Consider the following 13,983-nt stretch of genomic DNA (forward strand, 5'->3'; position numbering starts at 1 on the left):
TCGAGACGAGGAGTCGCGTCGTATTGACGTATACAAACTACAGGATCGTGCTGTATATTGAATTCTTTCGTTAACGTTTATTAACAAGTCACGAAATTTGGGGGAAATGTACTATGAAAAAAAGCACTTATAGGCTCATTTTCGCTGTTGCCAAGCTATCTGGTGCAGCAGCTGTAGCACTTGGTTTGACGGCCTGTGCCTCAACCAGCGCCACCCTCCCGCCGGCGCCTGTCATCGCCGCCAGCGCTGACTACAACTACATCGTTGGCCCGGGCGATTCGCTGAACATCAATGTGTGGCGCAACCCCGAACTCTCGGCGAGCGTGCCGGTGCGTCCAGACGGGAAGGTCTCCACACCGCTGGTCGATGCGTTGGTGGCCCAGGGCAAAACGCCCAGTGAGATTGCGCGCGATGTCGAGAAGGCACTGTCCAAGTTTGTGCGCGATCCGGTGGTGACCGTGATCGTGACCAACTTTGTCGGCCCGTACAGCGAGCAAATTCGTGTGGTGGGCGAGGCTGCCAAGCCGCAGTTTTTGCCCTACAAGCAGAAGATGACGGTCATGGACGTGATGATCGCCGTGGGCGGGTTGACCGATTTTGCCGACGGCAACAAGGCCACCATCGTTCGCGCCACCGAGGGCAACAAGCGCTACAGCGTGCGCCTGCAAGACCTGGTCAAACATGGCGACATTTCGGCCAATGTCGAAATGCTGCCGGGCGACATTTTGATCATTCCCCAGGGCTGGTTCTGATCTGCATGCGCGGGCTACCTCCTGCGGTATAGCAGGCCCGTACGCGTCGTGGTTCTTCGCTGTTACAGACGGTTGTTTGCATGCACGAACTCATTCATCAGGTTTTCACCATGCTCCGGGGAATGTGGAAGTACCGCCGTCTCGGCGTGCTCGTTGCCTGGCTGGTCGCAGCGGTGGGTTCGGTGGCCGTGGTGCTCATGCCCGACCGCTACGAGGCATCGGCCCGGGTGTACGTGGACACGCAATCCATCTTGCGTCCCCTCATGTCGGGTCTGGCGATCCAGCCCAACATTGAGCAACAAGTGACCATGCTAAGCCGCACCTTGGTGAGCCGGCCAACGGTCGAAAAGCTGATCCGCATGGCCGACCTCGATCTGGGCGCCAAGTCCAAGTCTGAGCAAGACGCACTGATTGAGCAGGTGACCGGGTCGGTGGCGATCCGATCCACCGGGCGCGACAACCTCTACACGCTGTCGTATCGCGGCGAAAGCCCGGACAAGGCCTTGCGGGTAGTGCAGTCGCTCATGACCATTTTTGTCGAGTCGAGCCTGGGGGACTCCAAATCCGACTCTGACAGTGCCCGCCGCTTCATTGAAGAGCAGATCAAAAACTACGAGAACAAGCTGACCGAGGCCGAAACCCGCTTGAAGGCATTCCGGTTGCGCAACCTTGACATGCAGTCACAGGGTGGGCTGGACATGGCGGGCCGCATGGCCGAAATCTCCAGCACGCTGAACCAGGCCCGGCTGGAGCTGCGCGAAGCCGAAAGCGCCCGCGAAGCCGCCCGCCGCCAGCTGGATCAGGCCGGTGCCGCGCAACGCCAGGCGCCAGCCGCTTCGGGTGTTGGCTTTGCCACCCCCGAGCTGGATTCGCGCATTGACGCGCTCAAGCGCAATCTGGACGCGCTGCTGCAGCGCTACACCGAACAGCACCCCGACGTGGTGAACGGCAGGCGCCTGGTGCGGGAGCTTGAAGAGCAAAAACGGCGGGAAATCGCCGAGCTGCAGCGGGCCGCACAAGCCGACCCGGGACAGGTGTCCTACGGGTCCAACCCGGCGTTGTTCGAGATTTCCCGCGTGCTCGCGGCGGCTGAAGTGCAGGTGGCTTCGCTGCGCGCCCGGGTGGCTGAATACGAGTCGCGGGCCAGCCGGTCGCGCGAACAACTCAAGATCGCGCCGCAAATGGAAGCCGAACTGGCGCAGCTCAACCGCGACTATGAGATACACCGCAAAAATTACGAAGACCTGGTGTCGCGGCGCGAATCCATCACCATGAGCGGTGAGCTCGAAAGCGCGTCCAGCATGGCCGACTTCCGGGTCATTGACCCACCCCGTGCCAACCCCAGGCCCGTGGCTCCGAACCGCGTGCTGCTGCTGCCTTTGGCGTTGCTGGGCTCGTTGGCCGCTGGTTTGGGCGTGGCCTTCCTCATGAGCCAGATTCGTCCCGTGTTCTTCGATGCCAACACCCTGCGCAGCGCCACACAGCTGCCGCTCCTTGGCGTGGTGACGCTGGTTAAAAACGATGTGATCCGGCGAAAGGAATCCCGCAGCCTCAAGCGTTTCCTCGCCGCCGTGCTGGCATTGGTGCTGCTGTTTGTCATCGGTATGGCGGTGCTGTACGACCGTTCTGGCTTGGGACGTTAAGGGAAACACATGTCCAGTTTGATCGAAAAGGCCGCCCAGCGTCTGGAGCAATTGCGGCAGGCCGGGGTCGATCTCGGCCCCGCTGCCGAGCCTTTGGCGTCTGTGCGTGCAGCGCAGCCTGCGTCGCCTGCCGTGCCAGCCAGGCCTGTGCCGGTGTCCAAGTGGGTTCAACTGGATCTGTCGGCCTTGGCGGCTTGCGGTTTCGTCACGCCCAACGCGCCCCGCGCCGCCATTGCCGACCAGTTCCGCGTCATCAAGCGCCCGCTGCTGGACAACGCCATGGGCAAAGGCGCCTCGGTGGTGCTCAACGGCAACCTGATCATGGTCACCAGTGCCATGCCGGGCGAGGGCAAGAGCTTTACCGCCATCAACCTCGCCCTGAGCATGGCCATGGAGCTGGACTCCACCGTGCTGCTGGTTGACGCCGATGTGGCCCGCCCATCGCTCACCAAAACGTTGGGTTTGCCTGCAGGCCCTGGCCTGCTGGACCTGCTGATTGACGAGTCAATCGACATGGCGCAGGCGCTGCTGCGCACCAACGTGGACAAGCTCACCCTGTTGCCCAGCGGCACACCCCACCCGCGCGCCACCGAGCTGCTGGCCAGCGACGCCATGACCGCCCTGGTGGAAGAAATGGGCCGCCGTTACGCCGATCGTGTCATTGTGTTTGACTCGCCGCCGCTGCTGCTCACCACCGAAGCGCGCGTGCTCGCCACCCACATGGGGCAAATCGTGGTCGTGGTGCAGGCTGAAAAAACGCTGCAGTCCCAGGTGCAGCACGCCCTGAGCACCATCGAAGCCTGCCCGGTCAAGATGGTGTTGCTCAACCAGGCCCGCGGTGGCGACCAGGACGCCTACAGCTACGGTTACGGCTACGGGTTTGGTTACGGCCAATCGGCCAGCCAGGCTGCGGCATCCAATGTGCCGGTGTCCAGCCCGCCATGAGCACACTCCAGGAGGACGCTGTGATGAAACACCCGAGCAACCATTTGTCCCCGCAGGTGCTGCATGCCATGGCCTGGGCCAGTGGTGCCGCGCTGTCGCTTTCCATGGCGGTGCCCGTCCATGCGCAAGACACGGGCGACAACGGCGGCGGCGGGCCCACCCTCTGGGTCGAGCCCCGCGTGTCGGCGGGCGTTACCTTGTCGAGCAACGGCGCGCTGTCTGCCAACAACCCACAAAGTGAGCAAATTTTTGAAATGTCTCCCGGTGTGCGCGTGGTGGTCAACCAACCCCGGGTCAAAGGCTTTCTGGACTATTCGCTGAGCGGCCTGTACTACGCGCAAAAGACCTCGGGCGACAACCTGCGCCACGCGCTCAACGCCAACGCCCGCATCGACGCCTGGGACAACCGGGCCTTCGTCGACCTTTCCAGCGTGGTCAGCGACCAGTCCATTTCTGCCCTGGGTGCATCGTCCAGCCTGGCCGACGCCAACCGGTCTGAAACCGTCAGCTTCCGTTTTTCGCCGTTCTTTCGCGGCAACCTCGCTGGCGTGGCCGACTACGAGGCGCGCTACAGCCTGCAATCCACTTCTACCGACGCCAGCGACCGCTCAGATTTCACATCCCAGGACCTCACGGTCAACCTCGCCAGCCAGCGCGATGGGCAGCCTGTTGGCTGGTCTTTCAACGCAGCGCTGCAAGAGACCGACTACGTGCTGGGCCGCCGCACGCAGTCCGACACTGTGCGCGCCGGGCTCATTTATGACGCCACCAGCCAGCTCACCCTGTCCGTGTTCGCAGGCGTTGAGTCCAACGACGTGATCACCCCGTCGCGCAAGTCTTACAGCACCACCGGTATCAACCTCGACTGGCGCCCGTCGCCCCGCACACGCGTTGCCGCCGGTCTGGACGACCGTTATTTTGGCCATGGGCACAACCTGTTGCTGGAGCACCGCCGCCAGCGCACCGTGTGGCGTTACACCGACACGCGGGGTGTCAGCGACAGCGCACTCGAATCGGTTTCTGCGTCATTGGGCTCGCTCTACGACCTCATCGACAGCCTGTACCTTTCGCAGGAAACCGACGCCGTCAAGCGTGCCCAGTTGGTCGAAGCCGAACTGCTCAAGCTCGGCCTGCCGGCCAACACCGAGGTGTACCGCAGCTTTCTCACCTCATCGGCCACGGTGCAGCGCGCGCAGCAGCTGTCGGTGGCGCTGGTGGGGGTGCGTGACGTGCTCACCCTGGCCGTGTCGCGAGGCAACACGCGCCGGCTCGACGCCGCCATCAACCTTGGTGACGACTTCGACACCGAGGCCTCCGTGCGCCAGCAGTCGTGGAGCGTGGTCTACGCGCACCGCCTCACCCCTGTCACCTCGTTCAGCACATCGTTTTCAGCCCAGCAAAGCGCAGGTACCACCACCGGCTCGCAAACCCGTAGCAAGTCGCTGGCGCTGGGCGTGACCACCCGCCTGGGCTTGCGCACCAGTGGCAGCGTGCAGTTGCGCCGCACCGTGTCCGAAGGCGCCACCACCCCCTACGGCGAAACCGCCATGGCGGTGCTCATCACCCACCGGTTCTGACCCATGTACGAAGCGTTTTACGGGCTGACCAGCAAGGCTTTTCAGCTCAACCCCGACCCCAAGTTCTACTACAGCAGCAAGCCCCACCGCCGCGCCCGCTCGTACCTGGTGTATGGCGTCATGCGGGGCGAAGGCTTCATCGTCATCACCGGCGAAGTGGGGGCTGGCAAAACCACCATCGTGCGCGACCTGCTGGAAAGCTTGACCGACGGCTCGGTGGTCGCGGCCCACCTCGTCAGCACCCAGCTGGGGGCCGAAGACGCGTTGCACATGGTGTGCGGTGCCTTTGGCGTGCCGGTGCGCAGCCACAGCAAGGCCGACATGCTGATGGCCCTTGAAGCCTTCTTCATCACCCAGACCACCCAAGGCAAGCGCTGCCTGCTGATCGTGGATGAAGCGCAAAACCTGCAGCACCAGGCGGTGGAAGAGCTGCGCATGCTGTCCAACTTCCAGTTTGGCGACCAGGCGCTGCTGCAAACCTTCCTGGTAGGCCAACCCGAGTTTCGCGACATGCTGCAAGGCCCCGGCATGCTGCAGCTGCGCCAGCGCGTCACGGCACGCTGCCACCTCGGCCCGCTGGACGAAGAGGACACCCGCGCCTACATTGAACACCGCTTGAGGTGTGCCGGCGCCGCCGAAAAACCCACCTTTGACCCGGTCGTGTTTCGCGACATCTTCCACCACTCGGGCGGCATTCCGCGGCGCATCAACGCGCTGTGTGACCGCCTCATGCTGCAGGGTTACCTGAGCGAAAACCCCCATTTCACGGCAGCTTCGCTGCAAGACGTGGTGGCTGAAATTCAGGTGGAAAACAACACCCCTACCAGCCAGGCGGCTGGCCACAGCGCTCGGCCCACGGACGACCCATGGGCCTTTGTGGCAGCCGCCAGCAGCGGCGCCGGTGGGGCCATGACCGACACCTGCGCCTGGGGCCTGGACGCCATCGACCCCGCCGACCTGGAGCTGGACGCGAAGCTCGTGGCCGGCATGACCGAGCAGCTCACCCGCGTGTCGGCCGAGCAACTCAGCACCCGGCTGATGCGCATTGAGCGCAGCGTGCTGCGCCAAGAGCGCATCAGCCTTGAAATATTGGATGCGTTGAAAAAAATTGCCAACGCCGCCCGAAAAGAACGGGCCGGCGACGCACCCACCTGAGCCATGGGCCGCACCGTTCTTCCCGACCCTGATCGAACCACCATGGCCCAACGCTCACCCATCACCAACGCCTTGACGATCGACGTAGAGGACTACTTTCAGGTCTCGGCGTTTGCGCCCCACATCGACCGTGCCCACTGGGACACCACCGAATGCCGGGTCGAGCCCAACATGCACCGCATGCTCGACATGCTGGCACGCCACGACACAAAAGCCACCTTTTTCACGCTAGGCTGGCTGGCCGAGCGCTACCCCGCGCTGGTGCGCCGCATCGTGGCCGACGGACACGAGCTCGCCAGCCACGGCTACGGCCATGAGCGCGTCACCGACCTGTCCGAAGCCGCTTTTTTCAACGACATCCAGTCGGCCAAAGCCATACTGGAAGACATTGGTGGCGTGCCTGTGGTGGGTTACCGCGCGCCCAGTTTTTCCATAGTCGCCAGCAACCTTTGGGCGCTCGACACCCTGGAGCGTGCCGGCTACCGCTACAGCTCCAGCATCTACCCGGTGCAACACGACCACTACGGCATGCCCGACGCACCGCGATTTGCCCACCAGATCCGCACTGGCCTGATGGAAATTCCGCCCACCACCTTGCGCCTGCTCAGCCGCAACCTGCCCTCCAGCGGCGGTGGTTACTTCCGGTTGTTTCCCTATGCGCTCTCGCGCTGGATGCTGCAGCAAGTGAACCAGCGCGACGCCCAGCCCGCCATTTTTTACTGCCACCCCTGGGAAATTGACACCGACCAGCCCCGCGTGAAAGGCATCAGCGCCAAAACCCGCTTTCGGCATTACGTGAACATTGGCCGCACCGAAAAGCGCCTCGAACGCCTGATCCAAGACTTCCGCTGGGGCCGTATGGACCAGATTTTTTTGAAAAACCGAGCGCAAGAGGTGCCCGTTGTCTGACCCAGCCGCCCTGCAAGTTCACCGCCTCGACGGCAGCAACCCCGAACAGGTTGCCCGCTGGGAGGCGTTTGTGGCGGCCTGCCCGCAGGCCACCTTTTTTCACCGTGCCGGCTGGCAAACCATCATCCGTGAGGTGTTTCGCCACGACACCTACTTTTTGTACGCCCAAGCGCAGGGCCACATTCAAGGTGTGCTGCCGCTGGGCCATGTCAACAGCCGCCTGTTTGGCAACGCGCTCACCAGCCTGCCGTTTGCGGTGTACGGCGGCGTGGCCGCCTTGACCGAAGACGCTGCCACCGCGCTGGAGCAAGAAGCCCAGCGCCTGGCCCAAAGCCTGGGCACCGACCACCTGGAGCTGCGCAACGTGCAGCGCCGCCACACCGACTGGCCCCTGCAAGACTTGTACGTCACCTTTCGCAAAGAAATTTGGCCCAAGGAAGAAGACAACATGCTCGCCATTCCGCGCAAACAGCGCGCCATGGTGCGCAAGGGCATCAAAAACGGGCTCATCTCGGCCGTTGACCCCAACGTGGACCGATTCTTTGCTCTCTACGCCGACAACGTGCACCGCCACGGCACGCCCGCCATGCCCAAGCGCTATTTCCAGGCGCTCATGGATACCTTTGGCGCCGACTGCGAAGTGCTCACCGTGAGCTCTGCCCAGGGCATGCCGCTCAGCAGCGTGCTGAGCTTTTACTTTCGCGACGAGGTGCTGCCGTATTACGCGGGCGACGACGAAGCCGCCCGCGACCTCGCCGCCAACGACTTCAAATATTGGGAGCTCATGCGCCGGGCCTGCGCCCGTGGCCTCACGGTGTTTGACTTCGGCCGCAGCAAAGCCGGCACCGGCCCTTACGCCTTCAAAAAAAACTGGGGCTTCGAGCCCACGCCCTTGCACTACGAGTTTTGCCTCTACAAGCGCGACAGCATTCCGCAAAACAACCCCAACAACGCCAAATACAAGCTGCTGATCGCCACCTGGCGCCGCATGCCCCTGGGCCTGGCCACCTGGCTCGGTCCCCACATCGTTCGCCAGCTTGGCTGAGCCGCCCCCACAGCACGCCATGGCCAACATTCTTTACCTGGTGCACCGCTTGCCCTTTCCGCCCAACAAGGGCGACAAGGTGCGCTCTTACCACCTGTTGCGCCATCTGCTGCAAAACCACCGCGTGTTTCTGGGCACCTTCATTGACGACCCCGACGACGAGCAGCACCTTCCCACGCTGAAAGCCCTGTGCCCCGACCTGCATGTGGAGCGCCTGCACCCGCGCACCGCCAAGCTCAAAAGCCTGAGCGGCTTGCTGCGTGGCGAAGCGCTCACGCTGGCCTATTACCGCAGCGCCGGCATGCAGCGCTGGGTGCAAGCCACCGCGGCCGCCCACCCCATGCAAGCCAGCGTGGTGTTTTCATCGTCGATGGCGCCCTACGCCCAGGCGCTGGCACCGCAGGTGCCCATGCTGGTCGACTTTGTGGACGTGGACTCGGCCAAGTGGACGCAATACGCGCCCGAACACCGCTGGCCGCTGTCGTGGCTGTACCGCCGCGAAGGCCAGCGCCTGCTGGCCTACGAGCGTGCGGTGGCGGCGCAGGCCCAGCGCTCGTTTTTCGTCACACCCAACGAAGCCGCGCTGTTTGTGTCGCAAGCACCCGAAAGTGCAGGGCGGGTGCAGTCGCTCAGCAACGGGGTGGATTCCGATTTTTTCGCCCCCGACCCCCAGCGCCCCAGCCCCTTTGCGCCCAACGAGCAAGCCATCGTGTTTACCGGCGCCATGGACTACTGGCCCAACATCGACGGCGTGAGCTGGTTCGTGGCCGACATGCTGCCCCAGTTGCTGGCCCGCTGGCCGCGCGTGCGCTTCTACATCGTGGGGCGCAGCCCGTCGCCCCAGGTGCAGGCGCTGGCGTCTGAGCAGGTGGTCGTCACCGGTACCGTGCCCGACGTGCGCCCCTATCTGCAACACGCCGCCGCTGTGGTGGCGCCCCTGCGCGTGGCGCGCGGCATTCAAAACAAAATTCTCGAAGCCATGGCCATGCAGCAAGCGGTGGTCACGGTGCATTCGTGTGCTGAAGCCATCGGCGCCAGCGCCGACCAAGGCCAGCTGCGGGCCGACACGCCGGAGCAATTTTTGCAAGCTCTGCGGCCCTTGCTGGACGCACCCGAGCACGCCGCAGCCCTGGGCCGGGCCGCCCGCCAGTTTGTGGTGCAGCGGTTTAGCTGGCAGGCCCACCTGAGCGGTATGGACGACTGCCTGGCCCCGCCACACGCCCCGCAGGCTACCCATGTCTGATGCCATCACCGCTGCCCGCCCGGTGGTTGCAGTCCACTGGCGTACACCGCTGCTCGCTCTGGCAGCGCTGTGGTTGGCCATGGTGGTGCTGTATGGCCACACGGCGCTGGGTATGGCGTCCATCTGGACGCGCTCAGACACCTACGCCCACGGCTTTGTGGTGCCGGTCATTTCGCTGTGGCTCATCTGGCGCATCCGCGACAACCTGGCCGCGCTGGTGCCAAGGCCGTCCAGCCTGGCCTGGGTTCTTATGTTGGGTGCGGCCGGCCTGTGGCTGGCCGGCGACCTGGTGGCGGTGAACGTGGTCACGCAGTTTGCGCTGGTGCTGCTGCTGGTGCTGGCTGTGCCCGCCGTGCTGGGCTGGCCTGTGGCCAAGGCCATGGCGTTTCCCTTGGGCTTTTTGTTTTTTGCCGTGCCCATGGGCGACTTCATGCTGCCCCAGCTGATGGAATGGACGGCCGACTTCACCGTGGTCGCCCTGCGCTGGAGCGGCATACCCGTCTACCGCGAAGGCCTGCAGTTCGTCATACCGTCGGGGTCGTGGTCGGTGGTGGAAGCCTGCAGCGGCATTCGTTACCTCATCGCCTCGCTCACGGTGGGCTGCCTGTTTGCCTACCTCAGCTACCGCAGCCTCACTAAGCGCTGGCTGTTTGTGGGCGTGGCCATTTTGGTGCCCCTCCTGGCCAACTGGCTGCGCGCTTACATGATCGTCATGATCGGCCACCTCTCGGGCAACGAACTCGCCACCGGCGTGGACCACCTGGTGTATGGCTGGGTGTTCTTCGGTGTCGTCATCATGATCATGTTGCTCATAGGTGCCCGCTGGGCCGACGCGCCCCAGCCCCCCACCGCGCCCGTGGCACCCGCTGCCGGCTTGGCGCACAGCGCGGGCCAACGGCCCATGCCAGCCCGAGGCATGGGCAGTGGCATGGCGGCGCTGGTGGCTTTGGTGGTGGTCGCGTTGCCACATGGTGTTAAACAGGTGCTGGCGCTGGGAACCCGCACCGACCCGGTGCAGCTGGCCGTGCCCGCTGCGCGGGCGCCTTGGCAGGCCGTGGCCCAGCCTCCGGCCCAGTGGGCGCCGGCTTTCAAGCACGCCGTGGCCACTGCCCACACCGGTTTCACCGGCCCGCAAGGCCAGGCGGTGGGCGTGCACCTGAGCTACTACCGCCAGCAAGACTACGAAAGCAAGCTCGTCAGCTCTGAAAACGTATGGGTTAACAGCAACGACCCGCAGTGGGCCCGCGTGTCGGGCGCCAGCGCCACGGCCAGCCTGGCCGGCCAGCCGCTCACCGTGGCCGCCGCCACCTTGCGCCAGGGGGGCCAAGGCTTCTCCAGCCACGCAGTGCGCCTGCAAGCCTGGCGGTTTTACTGGGTCAACGGCCGCTTCACCGCCAGCGACGTGAACGCCAAATTGCACGGCGCCTTGAGCCGCGTCATGGGGCAGGGCGATGACGGGGCTATTGTGGTGTTGTACACACCGCTCAACCCCCAGCAACCCGAGCCCGAAGCCCGCGCAGAAGCCACCACCGTGCTGCAACAATTTTTACAAACCCAAGGGCAGGCGCTTGAAGCCGCCCTGCAGCAAACCCGCGGGGCGCGCTGATCATGTGCGGCATTTCTGGCCTCTTTGACACCCACGGCCAGCGCCCGTTTGACCGCGCGCTCGCCTCGCGCATCAACAACATACAAGCCCACCGCGGGCCCGACGAAGACGGCCTGCACTTGGAACCCGGGCTGGCGCTGGGCCACCGGCGCCTGTCCGTCATTGACCTCACCACCGGCCAGCAACCGCTGTTCAACGAAGACGACAGCGTGGGCGTTGTCTTCAACGGCGAGATCTACAACTTTCAGGCGCTGGTGCCCGAGTTGCAGGCGCTGGGCCACCGCTTCAAAACCCGCAGCGACACCGAAGCCATCGTGCACGCCTGGGAAGCCTGGGGCCCGGCCTGCGTGCAGCGCCTGCGCGGCATGTTTGCCTTTGCCTTGTGGGACCGCCAACAGCAAACCCTGTTTCTGGCGCGCGACCGCATGGGCGTCAAACCCCTGCACTACGCCTGGCTGCCCGACGGCTCGTTTGTGTTTGGCTCCGAGCTCAAGGTGCTCACCGCCCACCCGGCCTTTGTGCGCAGCATTGACCCGCTGGCCGTGGAAGACTACTTTGCTTTCGGCTACGTGCCCGACCCCCGCTGCATCTACCGCAACGCCCACAAACTGCCCCCCGCTCACACGCTCACCCTGCGCCGGGGCGACGCCGCCCAGGCCCAGCCCCAGCCCTACTGGGACGTGCAGTTCATCAACGACAACCCCATTGACCTGGCCGATGCAGAGGCCGAGCTGCGCGAGCGCGTGCGCGAGGCCGTCAAGCTGCGCATGGTGGCCGACGTGCCCCTGGGTGCGTTTTTGTCGGGTGGGGTCGACTCCAGCGCCGTGGTGGCCACCATGGCCGGCTTGTCCAGCACCCCGGTTCACACCTGCGCCATTGGCTTTGACGACCCGCGCTTCAACGAGTCCGCGTTTGCCCAGCAAGTGGCCAGCCGCTACCGGACCGACCACCGGCTGGAAATCGTCAAGAGCGACGACTTCGACCTGATCGACACCCTGGCCCACTTGTACGACGAGCCCTTCGCCGACAGCTCGGCCCTGCCCACCTACCGGGTGTGCCAGATGGCGCGCAAACACGTCACCGTGGCGCTGAGTGGCGACGGTGGCGACGAAAGCCTGGGCGGCTACCGGCGCTACCGCATGCACCTGGGCGAAGAGGGCGTGCGCAGCCGCCTGCCCCCCGGCGTGCGCAGCCCGGTGTTTGGGCTGCTCGGGCGCCTGTACCCCAAGGCCGACTGGGCGCCCCGCGCCTTGCGCGCCAAAACCACCTTTCAGGCCATGGCCATGGACACGGTGCAGGCCTACCACCACAGCATGTCGCACCTGCGCACCGAACAGCGCCAGCGGCTGTTTGCACCCGCGTTTGAGCGCAGCCTGGGCGGCTACCAGTCGCTCGACGTGTTTCGCCAGCACGCCGCCCGCGCCCAGACCGACGACCCCCTGGCCCTCATTCAGTACCTGGACTACAAAACCTGGCTGGTGGGCGACATCAACACCAAGGTGGACCGTGCCAGCATGGCGCACTCGCTCGAAGTGCGCGAGCCGCTCATGGACCACCCGCTCATCGAATGGCTGGCCACCCTGCCCAGCGGCCTCAAGATCAAAGGCGGCGAGGGCAAATACATCTTCAAAAAAGCGTTTGAACCGCTGCTGCCGCACGGCGTGTTGTACCGGCCCAAAATGGGTTTTTCGGTGCCCCTGGCCAGCTGGTTGCGCGGCCCACTGGCACAGCGCATGCGCGATTCGGTGCTCAGCCCCCGCATGCTGGCTTCGGGCTATTTCAACGCCCGCGGCCTGCAAACCTTGGTGGAGCAGCACCTGGGCGGCCACCACGACCACGCCACCGCGCTGTGGATGCTGATCATGTTTGACGCGTTTTTGCGCCAGGCCCAGGCCCCCGCACAAGCCGTGCCCCAAGCCGCCACACCCGCCGTGGCCATGCCCGCATGAACACCGCACTCCGGCGCCGGCGCATTGTTCATGTGGTCTACAGCTTCAGCGTGGGCGGGCTTGAAAACGTCATCGTGCAGCTGATCAACCGCTTGCCCGCCGACCGGTTTGAACATGTGTTGCTGTCGCTCACCACCATCAGCGACTTTAAAAACCGCATCACCCAGCCCGGTGTGCAGTTTATTGAGCTGCACAAACCCCCCGGCCACGCCGTGCCGCTGTACCCGCGCATTTACAAGCTGCTGCGCGAGCTCAAACCCGACGTGGTGCACACCTGCAACCTGGCCGCGCTGGAGGTGACACCCCTGGCCTGGCTGGCGCGCGTGCCCCTGCGCATACACGCCGAACACGGCTGGGACGCGCACGACCCCCAAGGCAAAAACCCGCGCTACCAACGCCTGCGCAAGCTCTACCAACCCTTTGTCAGCCATTGCGTGGCGGTGTCCCAAGACATCGACGACTACCTGGCCCAAGCCGTGGGCGTGCCCACCCGCCGCCGCTCAGTCATTGCCAATGGCGTAGACACCCAGACCTTTGCACCCCCGGTCCATGGCGTGGCCCCCGCCGTGCCCGGCTGCCCGTTTGTGCCCGGCCCACACTGGCTGGTGGGCACCGTGGGCCGCCTGCAAACCGTTAAAAACCAGCCCCTGCTGGCGCGGGCGTTTGTGCAGCTGCTGCAGCAGCACCCCGAAGCCGCCGAGCGCGTGCGTCTGGTGGTGGTGGGTGAAGGGCCGCTGCGCGCGGACATACAAGCCACCCTGGCCCAAGCCGGCGTGCAACACCTGGCCTGGCTGGCTGGCGCCCGCGACGACGTGGCCGCCATCTTGCCCATGCTCAGCTGCTTCGTGTTGCCCTCACAAGCCGAAGGCACCTCTTGCACCCTGCAAGAAGCCATGGCTTGCGGCTTGCCGGTGGTGGCCACGGCGGTGGGGGGAACGCCCGAAATGGTGCAACACGGCGTCACAGGCCTTTTGGTTCCCGCGGCTGAAGAGCCTGCATTGGCCAATGCCATCTGGCTGTGTTTTCACAAGCCCGCGTACGCGCAGCAACTTGGGCAGTCGGCGCGCGTGAAAGCTGCCGCGAACTTTGGCCTTGGTGGAATGGTTGAGGCCTATGAGCATGTGTTTTCTGGCGTGGCTGCACGAGGCCATTGAATATA

At 64.6% G+C, this 13,983-nt stretch carries 11 protein-coding genes; all 11 read left to right on the top strand.

All coding sequences use genetic code 11. The features are described 5' to 3' along the window. The first annotated feature begins 113 nt into the window (after positions 1-113). On the top strand, positions 114-752 hold the full coding sequence (locus tag ACTG4K_RS16540) for an XrtA/PEP-CTERM system exopolysaccharide export protein (protein WP_439115313.1): 639 nt from the start codon (positions 114-116) through the stop codon (positions 750-752). A 110-nt stretch (positions 753-862) separates the two neighbouring features. Then, complete coding sequence (locus ACTG4K_RS16545) at positions 863-2,395, top strand: XrtA system polysaccharide chain length determinant (RefSeq protein WP_439115314.1); 1,533 nt, start codon at positions 863-865, stop codon at positions 2,393-2,395. A gap of 9 nt (positions 2,396-2,404) precedes the next feature. Next, positions 2,405-3,340, top strand: coding sequence for an XrtA-associated tyrosine autokinase (locus ACTG4K_RS16550; RefSeq protein WP_439115315.1), 936 nt, complete (start codon positions 2,405-2,407; stop codon positions 3,338-3,340). 23 nt (positions 3,341-3,363) lie between these two features. After that, positions 3,364-4,917 (top strand): TIGR03016 family PEP-CTERM system-associated outer membrane protein, encoded by a 1,554-nt coding sequence (locus tag ACTG4K_RS16555; protein ID WP_439115316.1) that lies wholly within the window; start codon positions 3,364-3,366, stop codon positions 4,915-4,917. Positions 4,918-4,920: 3 nt separating this feature from the next. After that, positions 4,921-6,072: an XrtA/PEP-CTERM system-associated ATPase gene (locus ACTG4K_RS16560; protein WP_439115317.1), complete on the top strand. Its 1,152-nt coding sequence runs from the start codon at positions 4,921-4,923 to the stop codon at positions 6,070-6,072. Positions 6,073-6,114: 42 nt separating this feature from the next. Then, positions 6,115-6,981, top strand: a complete 867-nt coding sequence (locus ACTG4K_RS16565) for an XrtA system polysaccharide deacetylase (RefSeq protein ID WP_439115377.1) — start codon at positions 6,115-6,117, stop codon at positions 6,979-6,981. Then, the gene (locus ACTG4K_RS16570; protein WP_439115318.1) at positions 6,974-8,026 is read left to right on the top strand and encodes a FemAB family XrtA/PEP-CTERM system-associated protein; all 1,053 of its coding nucleotides are present in this window, start codon (positions 6,974-6,976) and stop codon (positions 8,024-8,026) included. The genes ACTG4K_RS16565 and ACTG4K_RS16570 overlap by 8 nt, the downstream gene beginning before the upstream one ends. A 19-nt stretch (positions 8,027-8,045) precedes the next feature. Next, entirely contained in the window at positions 8,046-9,269 is a 1,224-nt protein-coding gene (locus tag ACTG4K_RS16575) for a TIGR03087 family PEP-CTERM/XrtA system glycosyltransferase (RefSeq protein ID WP_439115319.1), read from the top strand. Continuing rightward, complete coding sequence (gene xrtA, locus ACTG4K_RS16580; RefSeq protein ID WP_439115320.1) at positions 9,262-10,875, top strand: exosortase A; 1,614 nt, start codon at positions 9,262-9,264, stop codon at positions 10,873-10,875. Before ACTG4K_RS16575 ends, xrtA begins: the two co-directional genes overlap by 8 nt. 2 nt (positions 10,876-10,877) lie before the next feature. Then, positions 10,878-12,824, top strand: a complete 1,947-nt coding sequence (locus tag ACTG4K_RS16585; protein ID WP_439115321.1) for an XrtA/PEP-CTERM system amidotransferase — start codon at positions 10,878-10,880, stop codon at positions 12,822-12,824. Next, a complete protein-coding gene (locus ACTG4K_RS16590) occupies positions 12,821-13,978 on the top strand; it encodes a TIGR03088 family PEP-CTERM/XrtA system glycosyltransferase (protein WP_439115322.1) in 1,158 nt (385 codons plus the stop codon). Before ACTG4K_RS16585 ends, ACTG4K_RS16590 begins: the two co-directional genes overlap by 4 nt. The last annotated feature ends 5 nt before the right edge of the window (positions 13,979-13,983 follow it).

It is taken from the genome of Hydrogenophaga sp. (assembly GCF_965657535.1).
Taxonomy (GTDB): Bacteria; Pseudomonadota; Gammaproteobacteria; order Burkholderiales; family Burkholderiaceae_C; genus Hydrogenophaga.